The following is a 17,725-nucleotide window of genomic DNA, read 5'->3' as shown; positions in this document are numbered from 1 at the left end:
AATGATTACAGAAACACAAAAAACGCCGCTTCTTGCCTTCAACCATGTTGCCCACAGCTTTGCCGTGCGGCGTGGTCTGTTTGGCGCGCGCTCAATCCTCACCGCCGTTGACGACGTGAGCTTTGAACTGCGCGAAGGGGAAAGCCTCGGCCTTGTCGGAGAATCAGGCTGCGGCAAAAGCACGCTCGGTCGCCTTGCCTGCGGCCTCACCATTCCCTCGTCCGGACAAGTTTTGTTTGAGGGCAGGCCCTTGCCGAAAGCAGGTGCAAACACTTGGACCGCCGGCCGAATACAGATGATTTTTCAGGATCCTTCGTCTTCGCTCAATCCGCGTCTACGCGTCCGCACCTCTGTGGGGGAGCCGCTTGAAGCGCAAAACATGCCCGGCGCTGAACGGCAACAAAAAGTCGAAGACATGCTCAACGCTGTCGGGCTCAACGGGCTCGGCGGACGCTACCCGCACGAGTTCTCCGGCGGGCAACGCCAGCGTATTGCAGTGGCCAGAGCGCTTGTGACGCATCCTGACGTGATTGTCTGCGACGAACCTGTTTCCTGTCTGGACGCCTCGGTACAGGCGCAGACGCTGAACCTGCTGCGCGAAGCGCAGGAACGCTTCCACCCTGCCTATCTTTTTATTTCACACGACATGGCGGTTGTGGGCTTTATGTGCGAACGCATACTGGTCATGTATCTTGGGCAGATTGTGGAAGAAGCTGCGCGAGAGACGCTTTTCGGCAAGCCCGCGCATCCGTATACGCGGGCGCTGTTCGCCGCTGTACCCGACGGACAAAAACCCGGCCGATTGCCCCCGCTTTTGGCTGGCGAACCACCTAGCCCGCTTGCCCCGCCGACGGGCTGCCGCTTTCACCCGCGTTGCCCAAACGCGCGGGAACTGTGCCGCACAAAAATGCCGGGATGGAAAAACTCCGCGTCTAATCAGCGCGTGCGCTGTCACTTCGCTGATTAGACGCTGCGCAGGCGCACCTTGTATTTGCGCAGAAAATCCGCCGGCAGATATGTCATCTTTGCCTGACGCAATCCCTTTTCATCCATGTCCTGCGCGCGGTTGACATACGCGCGCCCCGCGCCCTCGCGCCGGACAAAAAGACAGTTCATGGTCTGATACACGCCGTGAAAGCCGTTCAAACCCTTTTCATAATGCACGCCGAGCGTTTGCTCGTCCAACTGCTCGCCCACGCTGAACGCCACCATTTTACCGTGCACATATAAAGAAACGCCGACAAGCCCCTGAAACAAATTCCAGTGCATCAGCACACGGTTGATGGCTTCATTTTCCGCCCTGAGTGAGGGGGAATCACAACATTCATGCCACTTGCACCAGTCATCCTGTACAGCCAGCACGTCTTCAATCATGGCGTCGTCCATGTCGTGACAGTTAGGCTCGCCGTATGCCTTTATATACCGGTTGTAATGGTTGCGTTTTTTGTGAAAACGATTGCCAGGCAACAGCGCCAGTTCCTCCTGTTTGTACAGGTATTCCCACTGACCGCGATCTTCCGTCACCTCCACACGGCCGGGAAGCGCGCCCTTCCACAATTGCGCCAGCTCTTCCGGAACACGCACAAAAACATGGTCGCCGTTTTTGGTGTCCTTCGCCGACAACGCCTGCCAGTCCACCGCGTTCCAGTCTCCCACCGGAGCCCAGCAGACAGGCAGGGGCAACGTCTGGCGCAGCCAGCACAAATTGCCGTCAAAACGCCATTCAAGGCCGTAATACTGCTGCCAGCCCCAGAGGTTTGCCAAGGTATAGTCAAGCGAGCGGCGGGGCGTGCGCTGCCAGACGGCATAATATTGTTCGCGTCTGTCCAGACTGACGGGGGTGAAGTTGTCCTGCGACATACTGGCCTTGTGGCCGCGTCAGCATGTGCCGCTTTACGGCACCGCGGCATGCTATGATGTTGTTGATTGTGCCGAAGTGGCGATATGCGGATTATATCTTTTGCAGAGTGTACTGCCGGTTGCCGAGGCCGATTGCCTCACCGTGGACAAGTTGAATTTCTCCGTGGGTTTTGGGCCAGCGTGCCGTGAATTTGTCAAAATCCTTTTCCTTTTCCTTCGCGGGATCAAGGCTCGGAGCGGCTTTGACAAGATCAAAACAGGCATTGTCCAGCGCAACCGGGTCTCGGGAAGCCAGAATGCCCAGATCCGGAACAAGGTGGACATCGCTCCAGGCCGCACAGTCACAGTCCGGCGTGACGTTCAGAACAAAATTGATATAACAGATGCGCTTTTTACGGCCTTTGACAGTACCGTAGGCATATTCGGCCATACGCTCCATAAAGGGTGCGAGCTCTGTGCCCCAGTCCATATCCACAGCCTTGACGGGACACACCGTAATGCACTCAAAACAGCCTATACAGCGGCTGAGCTCAACCACGCTCTTGCCATCGCGCATGGCAAGGGCCTTTTGCGGGCAAACGCCGACGCACTTGCCGCAGCCGATACAGATATTTACATCCACCTGTACATTGGTGGCGTGCTGTGCCCGCTTGCCGCGCGGCGAGGCGCCGCCCATAGCCAGATTTTTTACGGCACCGCCAAAACCGGCCATCTGATGCCCCTTGAAGTGGGAAATCACCACCATGGCCGGTGCGCGGCGAATTTCCCTAGCAATATAGACTTCTTTTAAACGCTTGCCGTTGATGCGCACGGGCACATCGTTCTCGCCATAGAGGCCGTCGGCAATAATGACAGGGGCGTTCACCACAGACGGGGCAAAACCATGGCGGTAGGCTGTTTGCAGATGGTCCACGGCATTGCGGCGGGAACCGGAATACAGGGTTGTGCTGTCCGTCAGAAAGGGCTTGCCGCCGGCTTCAATGACTTTGTCCACAACCTGACGCACAAATAAGGGATTTACATGCGTGTCGTTGCCGTATTCACCGAAGTGAACCTTAATGGCTGTCAATTCATTCTTTTTAATAATCTTTTTCAATCCCACAGCGTCGCACAGACGGGCCACCTTTGCAATTTTACTGTCTTCGCGCGAACGTGTGTGAATATCCGCATAATAAACAATGGATGACATATGAAACTCTCTCCTGTTGTTGTGTTTCAGCCTTCCGGACGTCATGGAACAAAAATGCCGCGCAGGGCTTCAAAAAATATTTTTACAGAATTCGTTCCGTGCCGCGTGATTTTAAGCTGACAGGCGCGGGCGCACGACAAGACGCAGAAAACGTTTTTTGCCGAGTCTGATAACATGCTCCCCTGGGGGCAGAGGGCTGGCCTCGTCATTCCAGCGCTTCCCGTTGACAGAGAGCGCGCCTTCTCGAACAAGACGCCGCGCCGCGCCGCGGCTTTTCACAAGGCCCGCTGCCGCCAGAAAGGCAGGCGGAGTCGCTTCATCTTCGTTTTCGCAAACCAGCACAGGCAGAACCTCCGGCACGGCACCGCACGCAAAAACCGCATTGAAGCCCCGTCTGGCTTCGTCCGCAGCTCCCTGCCCGTGGTAGCGGCAGGTTATCTCATGGGCCAAATTTTCCTTGGCAAGCTTGGGGTGCCGGCGGTTTTCCAGCACGTCGGCTTTCAGGACGGCGATTTCCTCAAGACTTTTTACGGAAAGCAGTTCATAATAGCGCCACATAAGCTCGTCGGAAATGGCCATGACCTTGCCGAACACTTCTGCGGGCGGCTCATCAATACCGATGTAATTATCGTAGGATTTAGACATCTTGCGCACGCCGTCCGTGCCTTTCAGCAAGGGCATAGTCAGTACACACTGGCTCTCCCGGCCGTAATGGGCATGAAGATTGCGGCCCATAAGCAAGTTGAATTTTTGATCCGTGCCGCCGAGTTCCATATCAGCTTCAAGCGCGACGGAATCATAAGCCTGGCAGAGCGGGTAGAGAAATTCGTGGATGGAAATGGGGCGCTGTTCGCGAAAACGCTTTTCAAAATCATCGCGCTCCATCATGCGGGCTACAGTATATGAGGATGCAAGCCGGATAAAATCCTCAGCGTCCATTGCGCCGAGCCAGCGGGAGTTGAACTCAACCAAAGTTTTCTCCGAATCAAGAATTTTGAAAACCTGCGCCTTGTAAGTGGCGGCATTGGCGAGCACATCCGCTACGGTCAGCGGAGGACGTGTTTCTGAACGGCCCGAGGGGTCACCGATGCGGCCGGTAAAATCGCCTATCAAAAAAATGACCGTGTGCCCCATTTCCTGAAAATGGCGCATCTTGTGCATGATTACCGTATGCCCGAGGTGCAGATCCGGCGCGGTGGGATCAAAGCCGACCTTGACGCGCAGCGGCGCGCCGCGCTCAAGCTTTTTGCGCAGCTCCGCCTCGCCTATCAGCTCGGCTGCACCGCGTTTGATAAGGGCCATCTGCTCATCAATGTCCGTCATGGCGGCCTCCTAAAAACACAATAACAAACTCGCCGCCGTCCTGACAAGGTCCGCCTTGTCTGCCGCGCCACCACAAAATCAACTACCTGTCCGCCTATATCCCGAACAGAGCAAAGACACGGCCCGGCACAAGACCACTGTACAAAGAAGCTGTTTTAGTTCGCCGTCAGCGTCCTACTGTATTTCCTGTACAGTGCCGAGGCCAAAAAAATTCAGATGTTCACTGCCGCCGAAAGACGCAGCTCTGTCGAGAATAAAGAAAACCCTGCCTTTTTTTCATCACCAGAGCTATTCTGGCACTGCTTGTCTCAACCGTCACAGCATTGCCTACAATCTCAGAAAGATAGCCGTTCAGAGCCATATCATAAAACTGGCCGCTGCGCTTAAGACAGCATGTGACGTCAAAAGGCAGCTTTAGGCTCCACTTCGTTCAACAGGACAAAACTGTCCGGTACCCACAGGCTGTTATCTTCGTCATCTAGAGCAATTAACCTTTGACATAATCTAGAAAATACGGAATGCATTGTGATTGATGGAGCCGCGGTTAGTATTGCTCAAGTTCCTGCCCCAACTTCGCGACTTGGTGATATTATAATTATGGCAATCTGTCTGCCCATAAAAACCATGATGTCCGCAAGCACATAACCAATAGAAAAGCCGAACTTCTCTATCTGCCTGCGTATAACCCGGATCTGAACCCCATGGAAAAGATGTGGAGCAAGATAAAACAGCTGCCGCGTGGTAATGAAAGCACGAACATATGAATCGCTGGAAGAGGCTGTCGCACAAGCTCCTGATCTGATTTCAGCCGATGATGGAGGGCATGGTTCAAATCTTGTGGATATGAACTGTTTCAAGGGTGGGATGCTCTAAAGCAACATGCGAGAAACAATCATGAAGTGCGCAGCACAAAAACAAATACGTAATCTGTCATCTGCAAACTGTGACGTATTAACACTCTGGCATGACAGATTTTTGCTCTTTGCAAGAATTTGTGTTCTTGCATTTTTCTCTGCAGCCTTGCTCACGGGCTGTGGCTCTGTGCAACGCTTGAGCAATAATGACGCGCCGGTTTCCGCGCAAAAAGCGGTGCGTGCCGCTTATAGTCAGATGGGCAAAAAATACAGGCCCGGCGGCGCATCGCCGCAAAAGGGATTTGACTGTTCTGGACTTATCTGGTGGGCTTACAAACAAGTAGGCATGAATATTCCGAGATTGACAGTTGATCAGGCAAAAACCGGCTCAGCCGTGTCCAGCTCCACAGCGCTGCCGGGTGATATTGTTGTTTTTCGCACCGGGCGCAACCCACAAGGCCTGCACACTGGGCTTTACGCAGGCGGCGACACCTTTATCCACAGTCCTCGCTCAGGAGAACGTGTGCGCATGGAAAGCATAACCGTTCCTTATTGGCGCGACAAGCTTCTGGCTGTACGCCGAGTTGTCCGTTAGCGCGCTGTTCTTTTTGAGACTGCTCCATCTTTAGCGGCATTGCGTCACAAACGCATTTTCCCCTGCTGCGCTCAAATTTTCTATAATTCCCGCAATTGCGCAGCTTGTCCCTTTTTTTAGAGTATATCCAGAAAAAACTTACAGCTCCTGTCGATACTGCAACGACTGACGCAGGGTCTCCCTGTCCATATATTTAACTTCCGCCCCAAGGGGAATTCCCTGCGCGAGGCGGGAAACGCGCACATGAGGGAAGCGCCCGCCAATGAGCCGCCGGAGGAAGGAGACCGTGTTTTCCGCCTCCAGCGTGGCACCGAGCGCAAGCACAAGCTCCGCAACCTCGCCTTCGGCAAGCCGCCGGACAAGCCTATCAATCTCCAGATGCTCGGACCCCCTATGCTCCAACGGCTCAAGAAGACCGCCAAGGATCATGTACTGGCCACGATAAAAGCCCCCCTCATCCAGCGTCAGCATGCTGTCCCATTCCGCGACAAGGCACAGTATATCGCGCACGCGCACCGCATCAGCGCAGATGACGCAGGGATCAACGGAACAAAGTCCGCCGCAACGCGAACACAAATGCAGATTGTCGCGCAGATTATGTATGCTTAACCCAAAGCGCTGCGTCTCGGACTCGGGCCACTTCAGCAGCGCCATTGCGGCGCGCAGGGCAGATTTCGGCCCCAGCCCAGGCAAACGGGCAAGCTGCTCCACCAGGACTTTAAGCGGTTCCGGAGCTCTTTTGTGCATGTCAGAACATGCCGGGCAACTTGATGCCCCCTGAAAGAGCGTTCATTTCACGTTCCAGCGTCTCGCGGGCAATACGACCCGCTTCATTGACCGCCGCGAGAATCAAATCCTGCATCATCTCCACATCGCCGCCTTCCAAGGCTTTGGGGTCGATGGTCAGTCGCGTCAATTCCTGTTTTCCGGAAACAGCGACGCTGACAATGCCGCCGCCGCTGGAGGCTTCGTAAACGCGTTCCGCCGCTTCCTGCTGCAATTTGGCAAGCTTTTGCTGAATTACCTGCGCCTGACGCAGGATATCGTTCATATTGCGCATATGCTGATCTTCTCCTTCTCCCTGTAATATCGTGTAAAATCAATCAACTAAGAAGATCCGTGGTGCCAACTTGCGCCTGGTCAGTACAATGTTCCAGCGTAGCCCCAAGCACATCGAAACAGGGCTGAAGCCCAGGATGCCGACTGAATTGTTCCATAAGCTCACGCGCGCCACGCGGCTTTGGCGGCGCTGTCAGCGTGAGGTGCACGCACTGCGCGCCGAAGGCCGCAAGCGCGTGCAGCAGCGCCGCGCGCTGCGACTCCATCTGCCGGTACAGGATTTGACTTTTGATCGTCAGACGCAGATCTTCCCCCTGCCAGTCCGCCGTCACATCCACAAGCAGGTGCGGTGGAGGCGATGGACGCCCAACTTTGTGTTCTGCAACGCAAAAATCGCAAAAAGCCTCCCAGTCCGGCCGAAAATTCGTCGAACGAGGCATGTATGACGCAACGTCCGAAGCGGATGCGACTTGCGCGGAAGCGGCTTCTGTTGCTGGGCACGGATTCGAATCGGCAGTCTCCTGCAAAGCCGCTGCTGCAGACTGTGCAGCCTGCGCGTTGTAGGCCGTGTTGACAGGCGCATCGTGCGTCGTCCCGGCATCCGCCGACAGGCAGGACGCCAGACGATCCACCGGCAAAAGCCGCGGCAGCAGAGCCAGATTAAGCAAAAGCAGCTCCAGGGCAGCCGCTGGTTCAGGGTGATAGACAATACCGCGCCTTGCCTCCAGCGCCATCTGCCAGGCCGAGTGCAGATGCGCTGCGGAAAAACCAGACGCAATCGCCTGCAAAAAAGCCGCTTCGTCAGCGGACAGTTGCAGGGCATGCACCGCAGGAGCGCCGCCCTCGCACGCCAAAAAAAGACCGCGCAACTGCCCGACGAGCTCTTGCACAAAAAAACCTATATCCAAGCCGGCATGCAGAACCTGCCGTGAGATTGTCGCGACGGCGGTGCAGTCCTGCCGCCGCATGGCGTCAAACAGACCGGCAAAAATCTCCTGCCCGGCCATGCCCAACACCTCACGCGTTCCGGCTGTTGTCAGACTCGCGCCGCCGAGAGCCAGCGCCTGATCCAGCAGCGACATGCCGTCACGCACACTGCCGGCAGCACGTTTTGCAATAAGGCGCGCCGCGCTTTCCTCAAATGGTATGCGCTCATTCCGCAGCACAGCGGACAGATGTGTGCAGAGCTCCTCTTCCGTCAAATGGCGGAAGACAAAATGCTGGCAGCGGCTGACAATGGTGAGCGGAAATCTATGAGCCTCCGTAGTGGCGAACACAAAAACCACACGCGGCGGCGGTTCTTCTAGAGTTTTCAAAAGCGCGTTAAACGCGTGACGGCTCAACATGTGAGCTTCATCAATAATAAAAATCTTGTAACTGCCCTCCATGGGAGCATACGTTATATTTTCGCGCAGGGCACGGGCGTCGTCCACGCTATTGTTGGACGCGCCGTCAATTTCTGCCACATCCACATACGCTCCCTGCGTAATCCGGCGGCACTGAGGGCATTCATTACAGGGTTCCGACACCGGCGCGTGTTCACAGTTCAATGCCTTGGCGAAAATGCGTGCAATGGTAGTTTTGCCCACGCCGCGTGTGCCGCTCAGCAAATAGGCGGCCGCTGGCCTGCCCTCTGCTGCAGCGCGGGAGAGGACAGCCTTGACCATATCCTGCCCTGCCACATCGGCAAAGGTTTGCGGGCGGTAGCGCGCGGCCAGCGATGTGTGTCTCATGACGAATTACACATTGTAACGATGCAGCCAGTCGGCATATTCGACATTTTCGCCCCTGACCACCTTAAAAAATTCCTTCTGCAAACGTCTGGTCACCGGTCCGGCGCCGCCAGCGCCGATAACGCGATGGTCCAACTCGCGTATGGGGGTGAGCTCCGCCGCCGTGCCGGTCAAAAATGCCTCGTCGGCAATATAAAATTCGTCACGGGTGAATTGCTGTTCTTCCACAAGATAACCCACGTCACGGGCCAGCTTGATGATAGAGTCACGGGTAATGCCGCCAAGAATGGACGTCCAAGGCGTTGTTTTAAGAATGCCGTCGCGAACAATGAAAATATTTTCGCCAGACGCTTCAGAAACAAAACCGGCCGTATCCAGCATGACGGCTTCGTCATAGCCTTCTCCCTTGGCTTCCACTTTTGCGAGTATGGAATTGATGTAATTGCCGGAACTTTTAGCTTTTGTCATAAGCGTGTTGACGTGCATGCGCGCGAAAGAACTTGTTTTGACGCGAATGCCCTTCTCTAGCGCTTCCGCGCCGAGATATGCCCCCCAAGGCCAGACAGCGATGATTGTCTGCACAGGGTTGTCCCCTGGGTAGATGCCCAATTCGCCATATCCCACAAAAGAAAGCGGGCGGACATATCCTTCAGTCAGTTTGTTGGCCTGCAACGTCTCCACACAGGCCACGGCCAGATGTTCGGCGCTGTACGGCAGTTCAAAACGCAAAATTTTTGCGGAATTGACAAGCCGTTTGCAGTGATCGGCAAGCCGAAAAACAGCGGATGTTCCGTCAGTACAGGAATAGGCACGCATGCCTTCAAAAACGGCGCTGCCGTAATGCAGAGCATGGGTGAGAACATGCACGCGGGCATGATCCCAGGGAAGCATTTTGCCGTCAAACCAGATAAATTGTGTTGTTTGCATAGTTCACCTCACAAAAACGCTGTTTTCGCCATGCTGTTATCTTTTGCATACATTGCGAAATTAATAAGTAACGGAAAAACGCCGCATATGACAAGCCTTGCTTTTGACGACGCTAGGGCATGTATAGACCCGCCCCCCGAGTCAAGGATTTTTTGAACTGACGATCTCGAATGCTCTCCATGTACCCGGCATCGTTTCGGGAATTTTCCAGTTGAGGTCGTCAGCCGGAACAAAGCCTTGCGCCTGTGCCGTATCAGCTGCCGCGACACGGAGAACGGCAGATTTTATGAGTTTCTGAGCAGTCACTTCAGCCTCTCGTCCAGAACCATCACGGTGGTGGTATATCTGCCGCTGGCCTGTCAGAAATTTTCGAGCAAATTCGACATATCTGTCCAACAAGTTCACACTGGTACACTTGACCTCTCAGCCGGACAGCAATATTTTACTAACATAAAGTTAGCAGCATATCACCTGGTGGACAGTGTGTTCAATCTACAGCATCCATAAGATTTGACGGCTTCTTCTTAACATGGCGGGCTGTTTCCTTTTCAGCACGCCTTCGTTCTGCAGACTTTTTAAATGCCTCCGCCCCGTGCGGGGAACGGATTATAGTTGCGAACAACAGGCAAAAGGTGTACATCTCCGCAAAACTTGTTAAAAAGCAAAGACTGCGCGAAACCTTGCCCCGATCAAGGCAGGCGCTGGTATTTTCGTGATGTCACGCCGCTTGAAAGGAGCTCCCCGTGGAGTATAAAGTAGAAGAACTTTCACCCGTCAGAAAAAAGGTCATAATCACAACAGAGCCGCAGGAGGTGGAAGCGGCCATCATGGGCGCTGTGGCCCTGTATAAAACGTCTGTGCAGCTGGACGGTTTTCGCAAGGGCAAAGTGCCTGCCTCTGTTATTGAGCAGCGTTTTCGACAAAAAATTTATGAAGAAGCCCATCAGGATCTTGTCAATGTGCACCTCAACGAGGTTATGCAGACGCTCGGCGTGACGCCCGTGTCCGGCATAGATCTGGACGGGCCGAACACGCTTGAGCGGGGCAGCGGCTATACCTACAGCATTGAGTTTGAAGTGCTGCCCGAATTTGACCTGCCCCCCTACGAGGGCTTGGATGCCGAACAAGAAAAGGTCGTCCTCAAAGAAGAGGTCGTGACAGATGTTATAGAGCGAATCCTCCGCGACCGCGCGCAGCTTTTGCCGGTGGACGGCCTTGGTCCGGCCGTGGACGGTCAGGTGGTGAGCCTCGACTTCGCCGCATATGAAAACGGTAAAGCCGTTGAAGGCGTCAACTCCGAAAATTTCAATCTGGCGCTGGGTGAACGTCAGGCTCTGGAAGATTTTGAAGCTCTCGTCAAAACAATTCAGTACGGGCAGGAAGGCGAGAGCGAAATCCGCTTTCCCGACGACTTTCTCGCCAGGGATCTGGCCGGAAAAACCGTGACCATGAAGGTCAAGGTGCACGCCATCAAAGAACGCAAGCTGCCGGAACTCAATGATGAACTGGCCAAAAGCCTTGGCGTTGAAACTGTGGACAAGCTCAAGCAAAATATCAGCGACAGCTATGTCAAAAGTCGCACTGACCTGAACAAGAGCGCGACCCAGAAAAACATTCTGGACAAACTGCTGAAAATGACGAAGTTCCCCCTGCCCCAAAGCATGGTGGACATACAGATCAACACCCTGCTCGCCGCACAGAAAGCCCGCTTGGAACGCTATGGAAAGAGTCTGGAATCACTGGGCAAAAGCCCTGACACGCTATGCGTGGAAGTGCTGCCACAGGCTGAAGAGATAACGCGATATCACGTGCTTATGCTCTCTATTGCCAAGAAGGAAGGTCTGGACGTCACTGATCAGGAAATCAACGCGCATATTTATCAAGCCAGCCTGCAGAGCGGGGATGACTTTAAAACACTCCGCGAGCAGTATGAACGCTCAGGCATGATTTTTGCTTTGCGTGACCGTCTGCTGGCCGACAAGGCTATGGAGCTCGTTTACGCAAAGGCCCGCGTGAAGGAAGTGGAACCAAGCGCAGGTCAGGCCGCTGCCAGCGGATGTGCAATATCAAAAAATATGTTTACAGGCTTATGATTATACCTAAACTGCGGCGGATTACAGCAAACTCTTTGTCGGGCAACTGTGAGGCAAGCATGTCGTTAATTCCCATGGTTATTGAAACCACAGGCCGTTCAGAGCGGGCGTATGACATCTATTCCCGTCTGCTCAAGGATCGCATTGTGCTGCTTGGGTCTGAAGTAAATGACGCTGTGGCTTCGCTCATATGCGCACAGCTGCTTTTTCTGGAATCTCAGGATCCGGAGAAGGAAATCAGCCTGTATATCAATTCCCCCGGCGGTTCGGTGACGGCTGGGCTGGCCGTCTATGACACCATGCGCTTTGTTTCGTCACCCGTTTCTACCGTTTGTATCGGTCGAGCCGCCAGTATGGGCGCTTTTTTGCTGGCGGCCGGCGAGTCGGGCATGCGTTTTGCATTGCCCAACAGTCAGATTATGATACATCAGCCTTCGGGCGGATTCCACGGGCAAGCTACGGATATTGAGATACACGCCCGCGAGGTCTTACGCCTCAAGGAACGACTCAACCGCATGCTGGCGGAAAATATGCAGCGCCCCTATGAGGAAGTGGCCTCCGCCACAGAACGCGACAATTTTTTGACACCTGACGAAGCCAGAGAACTCGGCATTATCGACCGCGTGCTGGTTTCACGCCGCAACATGACGGCGCAGAAAAAGAACGGCTGAACCTATGTCGAAAACACAAAAAACCATGACAAAAGAGCCCATGCGCTGTTCTTTTTGCGGTTGTAACGAGCTTGAGGTGCGCAAGCTCATCGTGTGGGATACTGCAACCATCTGTGACTCCTGCATCAAGACCTGCAACAACATTATCGACCGCGACCAGCGGGAGGCCCCTGAGGGCAACGAGCGCCTGCTCTTGCCGCAGGAGATAAAAAATCGTCTGGACGAGTACGTCATTGGTCAGCACAAAGCCAAAAAAATTCTTTCCGTGGCCGTGCACAACCACTACAAGCGCGTGTTTTACGCCAATGCAATCGGCGACGACGTGGAGCTTGAAAAAAGCAATATCCTTCTTGTTGGCTCGTCGGGCAGCGGCAAAACGCTGCTTGCCAAAACGCTCGCCAAGGTGCTGCGCGTGCCCTTTGCCATCACTGACGCGACCACCCTTACAGAGGCCGGATATGTGGGCGAAGATGTGGAAAATATTCTGGTGCAGCTTTTACAGAACGCGGACTACGACCTTGAAGCCGCGGGCAACGGCATCATTTATATTGACGAAATAGATAAAATTTCGCGCAAGGGCGACGGCCCCTCCATCACCCGTGACGTTTCGGGCGAGGGCGTACAGCAGGCGCTTTTGAAAATCATTGAAGGCACAGAGGCCAACATCCCCCCCAAGGGCGGACGAAAGCACCCGCAGCAGGAATTTATCCGTATGAACACGGGCAATATCCTGTTTATTGTGGGCGGTACCTTTATGGGCCTTGATAAAATTGTGGCGTCGCGCGTGAGCGGCGGTTACATGGGTTTTGGAGCAAAAGTGCGCGCCGCCCGCGATATTCCCTTGGCCGAACTTCTGGAAAAAATTCACCCGCAGGATCTTGTCAAATTCGGCCTGATTCCGGAATTTGTCGGCCGCATTCCGATTATTACCCATGTGGATGAATTGGACGAACCGGATCTTGTGCGCATTCTTACCGAGCCCAAAAACGCGCTGGTGCGCCAGTACCAGAAACTTTTTGAACTTGATCACGTAAGCCTGCGCTTTACGCCGAACGCGCTCAATGCCATTGCCGCGCAGGCCATTGGGCGCAAAACAGGCGCGCGCGGCCTGCGCAACGTGATGGAAAAAATCATGCTGGACATCATGTTCAAGCTGCCTTCAATGAACAATGTGCGGGAGTGCCTCATCAACCGTGCCGTAATTGAAAAAGGCAAGGAACCCGTGCTGTTTTACGGAGACCTCGACGCGGACCGCAATGTTGGGAAAGACAAGGCGTCATAAAATCACCGGCGGCCGGCCGCGCGATCAGACGCCGGAATCAGTAAGTGTTTTACAAAATCCTTTGCATTGATTATTGATATTTTTGCAGCCTGATCATATCGGGAGAAGTCATGTCTGACGCGATGCGGGTGGAAGCTTTCTTGGAACTGCCGGTCATGCCCCTGCGGGAGGTCATTATGTTCCCCCGCTCCGTCATGCCGCTTTTTGTCGGGCGGGAACCTTCCATAAAAGCTATTGAAGCCGCCCAGAATTTTTACAACAAGCAGATTTTTCTGGTGGCCCAGCGCAAGGCCGATCTGGAAAAACCCCAAGATGACGATTTGTGCGCCGTGGGTGTCGTCAGCCGTGTTCTGCAGATGCTCCGCTTGCCGGACGGCACTATCAAGGTACTTTTTGAAGGTCTGTACCGGGCTCATTGGGAGAATCTGCACGAAGGCGCGCGTTGCGTGCTTGTGCGCATACACAGACTCGGCGCGACGACGACCCGCAGGGACGAATTGCCGGCGCTGGTGCGCGCCGTGCACGAAGCGCTGGAAGAATACGGCAAAAACAACAAAAAAATTTCCCAGGAAACCCTGATGTCCATGCTGGCCCTGCAGGATCCCGGCCTGCTTGCGGACGCCCTTGTGCCGCATCTCAGGGTGGATTACCACAAAAAACAGGAAGTGCTGGAGCTCTGCGACGTGACGGTTCGTCTGGAACGGGCGTATGAACTGCTGCAGGGCGAAGTGGACCTGGCCTCTGTGGAAAAACGCATCAAAAATCGCGTCAAAACGCAGATGGAGCGCAATCAGCGCGAATACTATCTGAACGAGCAGATCAAGGCCATCAATAAAGAAATGGGCCGCGACGACGACCCCCAGGAGGAAGTGGCTGAACTTGCGCAAAAACTCAGGGAACGCGACATGCCGAAAGAAGCCCGCCTGAAGGCGCTCGGCGAAGTAAAAAAACTGCGGACAATGCCGCCTTCCTCCGCGGAATATACCGTGGTGCGCAATTATGTTGACTGGATACTGGATTTGCCCTGGAACAATCTAAAACATGTTGACATAAATATAGAAAAAGCGCGCGGCATTCTGGACGGCGATCACTACGGGCTTGAAAAACCCAAAGAGCGCATTCTGGAATATCTTGCCGTGCAAAAACTCTCCCATGGGCTCAAAGGCCCTATTTTATGCTTTGTGGGCCCGCCGGGCGTCGGCAAAACTTCACTGGCGAAATCCGTGGCCAGAGCCACCGGCCGCGACTATGTGCACCTGTCGCTGGGCGGCGTGCACGACGAGGCGGAAATACGCGGGCATCGCCGCACCTATGTCGGCTCCATGCCGGGCAAGATTATCCAGTCGCTGAAACGAGTCAAATTCAACAATCCCCTGTTTTGTCTTGATGAAATAGACAAAATGACGTCAGATTACCGCGGCGACCCGGCCTCTGCCCTTCTGGAAGGGCTTGATCCGGAACAAAACAACATGTTTATGGATCATTACCTTGATCTGGAATACGACCTTTCCAAAATTTTTTTCATCACCACGGCAAATTCTCTGCACAGCATACCGCCGCCCTTGCTGGACCGCATGGAACTCATTGAACTTTCAAGCTATCTTGAAACAGAAAAGCGCCATATAGCGCAACGTTTCCTTCTGCCGCGGCAGATTACGGAGCACGGCCTGCAGGAACACAATATCCGTCTTTCAGAAAACGCCGTTCTTGAAATCATCCGCACCTATACACGCGAAGCGGGCGTGCGCAATCTGGAGCGGGAAATAGCCACACTGTGCCGCAAAACAGCCATACGACTTGTTGAGGAAGACGACCTTGAAAAATGCGTCGCTATTACCCGTTCAAGCCTCCAGTCTTTTCTCGGCGTCACAAAATACCGACATGAAGAACGGGAAGACAGCCCGCAGGTTGGGGTGTGCGCAGGGCTGGCCTACAATCAACGCGGCGGCGAAATTCTGCTTGTGGAAACAAGCCTGATGAACGGCGCAGGCCACATCGTCACAACGGGACAGCTTGGTGACGTCATGACAGAATCGGCCAAAGCCGCGCTTTCATATGTGCGTTCACGCGCCGACCTGCTGGGGCTTGCCCCGCGTTTTTACCGCAAGGTGGACATTCATGTCCATGTGCCGTCAGGCGCCACCCCAAAAGACGGTCCTTCGGCAGGCATCACGCTGGCCACCTCCATCACTTCGGCGCTTCTGGGCATCCCCGTGCGCAATGATGTTGCCATGACGGGCGAGATTTCACTGCGCGGCAGAGTGCTGCCCATCGGCGGCCTGCGGGAAAAACTGCTCGCCGCCCGGCGCAGCAGCATTAAACGCGTGATTCTGCCTGCCGACAATAAAAAGGATTTGAAAGAAGTGCCGGACGAGGTATTGCGAAATTTGGAACTGATTTTTGTGGAGCACGTTGATGAAGTGCTGCCCCATGCGCTGGCCGCTGGGGCGGAAGAAATATTTTCCGGCCGGGCCACGGTGAGCCCCATCTGCCATTCCTTGCGCCCGGCCGGAAGCGCCGCCCAAAGCCGGCCCGCGCAGTAAACCCGTCATCCTGAATCCGCATTTTCAAGCAGCAGGCAGCCCAAGGAAGCACTGGCGATGCTCAACAACGCATTGTTTCAAAAAAAAATACACGCGCATCTGGGCGCTATGCAAAACCTGCTGGAGAACACAGCAACCAGAACATTCAGGCCGATAAATCCCCGCATTCTGACCGCGGTAGCCATACTCTTGTATGCCAACTCGCTGTCAAGGATGGCCTTACAGCCCATAGGCGGCTAAGCAATCCTGATATACAGGCTGACAGGATGTCCCCCAGGGGGCGTGTCGCCCCCGGACCGGGCCAAACGGCTTATTTGTCTGTGCCGACCGCTCGGCTGTGAGAAGCTGGCGTCACGGCCACGTTCGCATTTGCGTTTTCAAGCGCCGCAAGAGCGTTGCACGCCGCATCTTGTTCCGCGCGCTTGCAGCTTGTGCCGCTGCCCAAAAATTTCCTGCCGTCCGGCAGGCGCAACGCGACTTCAAAAATTTTCGCATGCTCAGGGCCGTACGCCGCCCGCCTTGCATATATCGGTCTGTCTTTGCAAAGGCGCAGAGTTATTTCCTGCAGCCGCGTTTTATAATCCGGCGCCGTTCGCGCCCCTTCGCCGGCGCGGGGCCAGCACTGCGCAAAAATGCGCCCCACCGCCGCGCATGCAGCCGCAAAGCCACCATCTTCGTACACGGCGGCCACCACAGCCTCCAGAACGTCGCTCAAAACAGAATCGCGGTTCCGTCCGCCCTGATTTTCTTCTCCGCGCCCGAGCATCACCAGCGTGTCCAGCCCCAGCGCACGGGCGCGCGCCGCCAGAGCAGCGGCGCTGATCAGCTTTGACCGCATGGCCGTCAGTTCGCCTTCACGCGCGGCCGGGAAGCGCCGGAACAGTTCTGTGGAGACGCACAGCTCAAGCACGGCGTCGCCCAAAAATTCCAGCCTCTCATTATGCTCCTGGCCGCCCCCTGACTCATTGGCGAAGGAAGAATGCGTCAGGGCCAGCGCGAGCAACGCCGGCCGTGAAAAAACATGGGTAAGGCGCTGTTCCAGCGCGGCGCGGACATCGTCCGGCACTGCATTCTGCGTAGCGTCGTGGTGCGGCATGGAGCCAGTGTAGCCTTTTCGCGTCTGAGAGCAACTGAAACTTGACACAGACCCGACAAACGGTTATATATAACTTCTTGCTATAAAAAGTTTATATAAAATAACCTGAACCCGCGGGATGTTATATGGCGTACGATATCCGCTTGATGAAACTGGTAACGGGCGAGCTGGTCATCGGCAAATACGACACGGGCAAGGACTGCCTCAATGAGGTGGCCGCCCTGCAGACAGTGCCAACGCAGCAGGGCGTGCAGATGATGATGATGCCCTATGGCTATCCCTTTGAGCCCAATTTCTCCGGCACACTGGACGGCTCCGCCTTTTTGTACCGCTATGCCAATACCCCCAAGGAACTGCAGGACAAATACATTGAAGCCACTACCAACCTGACGGTTGCGGGCGGTCTCGGCAAGCTGCAGTTCGGCGCGACGCCCGGCGCGGGCGGCAGCGGACTTATCATATAAGCGGACTGAATACGACTCTTCACAGGCGGCGTAGCG

The 17,725-nt window shown here is 54.9% G+C and carries 17 protein-coding genes; 9 read left to right on the top strand and 8 right to left on the bottom strand.

Going from position 1 to position 17,725, the window contains the following annotated elements; all coding sequences use genetic code 11:
- Position 1: 1 nt before the first annotated feature.
- A complete protein-coding gene (locus RSDT_RS00845) occupies positions 2-967 on the top strand; it encodes an ABC transporter ATP-binding protein (protein WP_096399188.1) in 966 nt (321 codons plus the stop codon).
- Here RSDT_RS00845 and RSDT_RS00840 read toward each other — a convergent pair.
- The 3 genes from RSDT_RS00840 to tyrS all read right to left on the bottom strand — a co-directional run bounded on the left by RSDT_RS00840 (position 964) and on the right by tyrS (position 4,372).
- Positions 964-1,860, bottom strand: a complete 897-nt coding sequence (locus tag RSDT_RS00840; RefSeq protein WP_096399187.1) for a DUF2156 domain-containing protein — start codon at positions 1,858-1,860, stop codon at positions 964-966. The two genes, RSDT_RS00845 and RSDT_RS00840, sit on opposite strands and share 4 nt — an antisense overlap.
- A 91-nt stretch (positions 1,861-1,951) precedes the next feature.
- Positions 1,952-3,049, bottom strand: coding sequence for a DUF362 domain-containing protein (locus RSDT_RS00835; RefSeq protein ID WP_096399186.1), 1,098 nt, complete (start codon positions 3,047-3,049; stop codon positions 1,952-1,954).
- A 111-nt stretch (positions 3,050-3,160) separates the two neighbouring features.
- Positions 3,161-4,372 carry a tyrosine--tRNA ligase gene (gene tyrS, locus RSDT_RS00830; protein ID WP_096399185.1) on the bottom strand — a complete coding sequence of 404 codons (1,212 nt, stop codon included), beginning with the start codon at positions 4,370-4,372 and terminating at the stop codon, positions 3,161-3,163.
- Between the two features lie 605 nt (positions 4,373-4,977).
- On the opposite strand from tyrS, the gene RSDT_RS07795 reads away from it, so the two are divergent.
- The 3 genes from RSDT_RS07795 (at position 4,978) to RSDT_RS00820 (ending at position 5,821) form a co-directional block, all read left to right on the top strand.
- Entirely contained in the window at positions 4,978-5,136 is a 159-nt protein-coding gene (locus RSDT_RS07795) for a transposase (RefSeq protein WP_096400322.1), read from the top strand.
- Positions 5,117-5,245 carry a hypothetical protein gene (locus RSDT_RS07630; RefSeq protein WP_269457532.1) on the top strand — a complete coding sequence of 43 codons (129 nt, stop codon included), beginning with the start codon at positions 5,117-5,119 and terminating at the stop codon, positions 5,243-5,245. The genes RSDT_RS07795 and RSDT_RS07630 overlap by 20 nt, the downstream gene beginning before the upstream one ends.
- Before the next feature lie 168 nt (positions 5,246-5,413).
- Positions 5,414-5,821 carry a C40 family peptidase gene (locus tag RSDT_RS00820; protein WP_231941850.1) on the top strand — a complete coding sequence of 136 codons (408 nt, stop codon included), beginning with the start codon at positions 5,414-5,416 and terminating at the stop codon, positions 5,819-5,821.
- Positions 5,822-5,959: 138 nt separating this feature from the next.
- On the opposite strand, the gene recR is transcribed toward RSDT_RS00820, so the two are convergent.
- From recR to RSDT_RS00800, 4 genes are read right to left on the bottom strand one after another with little or no spacing between them, the layout of a single operon-like run.
- A complete protein-coding gene (gene recR, locus RSDT_RS00815; RefSeq protein WP_096399184.1) occupies positions 5,960-6,568 on the bottom strand; it encodes a recombination mediator RecR in 609 nt (202 codons plus the stop codon).
- A gap of 1 nt (position 6,569) precedes the next feature.
- Entirely contained in the window at positions 6,570-6,881 is a 312-nt protein-coding gene (locus RSDT_RS00810; protein ID WP_096399183.1) for a YbaB/EbfC family nucleoid-associated protein, read from the bottom strand.
- Positions 6,882-6,924: 43 nt separating this feature from the next.
- Positions 6,925-8,613: a DNA polymerase III subunit gamma/tau gene (dnaX, locus tag RSDT_RS00805; RefSeq protein ID WP_096399182.1), complete on the bottom strand. Its 1,689-nt coding sequence runs from the start codon at positions 8,611-8,613 to the stop codon at positions 6,925-6,927.
- Between the two features lie 6 nt (positions 8,614-8,619).
- Positions 8,620-9,540, bottom strand: a complete 921-nt coding sequence (locus RSDT_RS00800) for a branched-chain amino acid transaminase (RefSeq protein WP_096399181.1) — start codon at positions 9,538-9,540, stop codon at positions 8,620-8,622.
- Between the two features lie 743 nt (positions 9,541-10,283).
- Between RSDT_RS00800 and tig the strand changes: the two genes are divergently transcribed.
- From tig to lon, 4 genes are all read left to right on the top strand, one after another.
- The gene (gene tig / locus RSDT_RS00790) at positions 10,284-11,633 is read left to right on the top strand and encodes a trigger factor (protein ID WP_096399179.1); all 1,350 of its coding nucleotides are present in this window, start codon (positions 10,284-10,286) and stop codon (positions 11,631-11,633) included.
- A gap of 59 nt (positions 11,634-11,692) precedes the next feature.
- A complete protein-coding gene (locus tag RSDT_RS00785; protein WP_096400318.1) occupies positions 11,693-12,304 on the top strand; it encodes an ATP-dependent Clp protease proteolytic subunit in 612 nt (203 codons plus the stop codon).
- A 4-nt stretch (positions 12,305-12,308) separates the two neighbouring features.
- On the top strand, positions 12,309-13,586 hold the full coding sequence (clpX, locus tag RSDT_RS00780) for an ATP-dependent Clp protease ATP-binding subunit ClpX (protein ID WP_096399178.1): 1,278 nt from the start codon (positions 12,309-12,311) through the stop codon (positions 13,584-13,586).
- Between the two features lie 110 nt (positions 13,587-13,696).
- A complete protein-coding gene (gene lon, locus RSDT_RS00775) occupies positions 13,697-16,129 on the top strand; it encodes an endopeptidase La (protein WP_096399177.1) in 2,433 nt (810 codons plus the stop codon).
- Positions 16,130-16,439: 310 nt separating this feature from the next.
- Here the strand turns inward: lon and rnc are convergent, their stop codons facing one another.
- Entirely contained in the window at positions 16,440-17,225 is a 786-nt protein-coding gene (rnc, locus tag RSDT_RS00765) for a ribonuclease III (protein WP_096399175.1), read from the bottom strand.
- 125 nt (positions 17,226-17,350) lie between these two features.
- On the opposite strand from rnc, the gene RSDT_RS00760 reads away from it, so the two are divergent.
- Positions 17,351-17,689: a hypothetical protein gene (locus RSDT_RS00760; RefSeq protein ID WP_096399174.1), complete on the top strand. Its 339-nt coding sequence runs from the start codon at positions 17,351-17,353 to the stop codon at positions 17,687-17,689.
- Positions 17,690-17,725 lie beyond the last annotated feature (36 nt).

The sequence above is a fragment of the Candidatus Desulfovibrio trichonymphae genome, assembly GCF_002355955.1.
GTDB lineage: Bacteria > Desulfobacterota > Desulfovibrionia > Desulfovibrionales > Desulfovibrionaceae > Desulfovibrio > Desulfovibrio trichonymphae.
The sequence above is the reverse complement of the archived record's forward strand: the minus strand, read 5'-3'. Positions and strand labels throughout refer to the sequence as shown.

Excerpts from the sequence above, each read along its gene's own strand:
- RSDT_RS00845 (WP_096399188.1), top strand. The coding sequence starts at position 2 with ATGATTACAGAAACACAAAAAACGCCGCTTCTTGCCTTCAACCATGTT.
- RSDT_RS00840 (WP_096399187.1), bottom strand. The coding sequence starts at position 1,860 with ATGTCGCAGGACAACTTCACCCCCGTCAGTCTGGACAGACGCGAACAA.
- RSDT_RS00835 (WP_096399186.1), bottom strand. The coding sequence starts at position 3,049 with ATGTCATCCATTGTTTATTATGCGGATATTCACACACGTTCGCGCGAA.
- tyrS (WP_096399185.1), bottom strand. The coding sequence starts at position 4,372 with ATGACGGACATTGATGAGCAGATGGCCCTTATCAAACGCGGTGCAGCC.
- RSDT_RS07630 (WP_269457532.1), top strand. The coding sequence starts at position 5,117 with ATGAAAGCACGAACATATGAATCGCTGGAAGAGGCTGTCGCACAAGCT.
- recR (WP_096399184.1), bottom strand. The coding sequence starts at position 6,568 with ATGCACAAAAGAGCTCCGGAACCGCTTAAAGTCCTGGTGGAGCAGCTT.
- RSDT_RS00810 (WP_096399183.1), bottom strand. The coding sequence starts at position 6,881 with ATGCGCAATATGAACGATATCCTGCGTCAGGCGCAGGTAATTCAGCAA.
- dnaX (WP_096399182.1), bottom strand. The coding sequence starts at position 8,613 with ATGAGACACACATCGCTGGCCGCGCGCTACCGCCCGCAAACCTTTGCC.
- RSDT_RS00800 (WP_096399181.1), bottom strand. The coding sequence starts at position 9,540 with ATGCAAACAACACAATTTATCTGGTTTGACGGCAAAATGCTTCCCTGG.
- RSDT_RS00785 (WP_096400318.1), top strand. The coding sequence starts at position 11,693 with ATGTCGTTAATTCCCATGGTTATTGAAACCACAGGCCGTTCAGAGCGG.
- clpX (WP_096399178.1), top strand. The coding sequence starts at position 12,309 with ATGTCGAAAACACAAAAAACCATGACAAAAGAGCCCATGCGCTGTTCT.
- lon (WP_096399177.1), top strand. The coding sequence starts at position 13,697 with ATGTCTGACGCGATGCGGGTGGAAGCTTTCTTGGAACTGCCGGTCATG.
- rnc (WP_096399175.1), bottom strand. The coding sequence starts at position 17,225 with ATGCCGCACCACGACGCTACGCAGAATGCAGTGCCGGACGATGTCCGC.
- RSDT_RS00760 (WP_096399174.1), top strand. The coding sequence starts at position 17,351 with ATGGCGTACGATATCCGCTTGATGAAACTGGTAACGGGCGAGCTGGTC.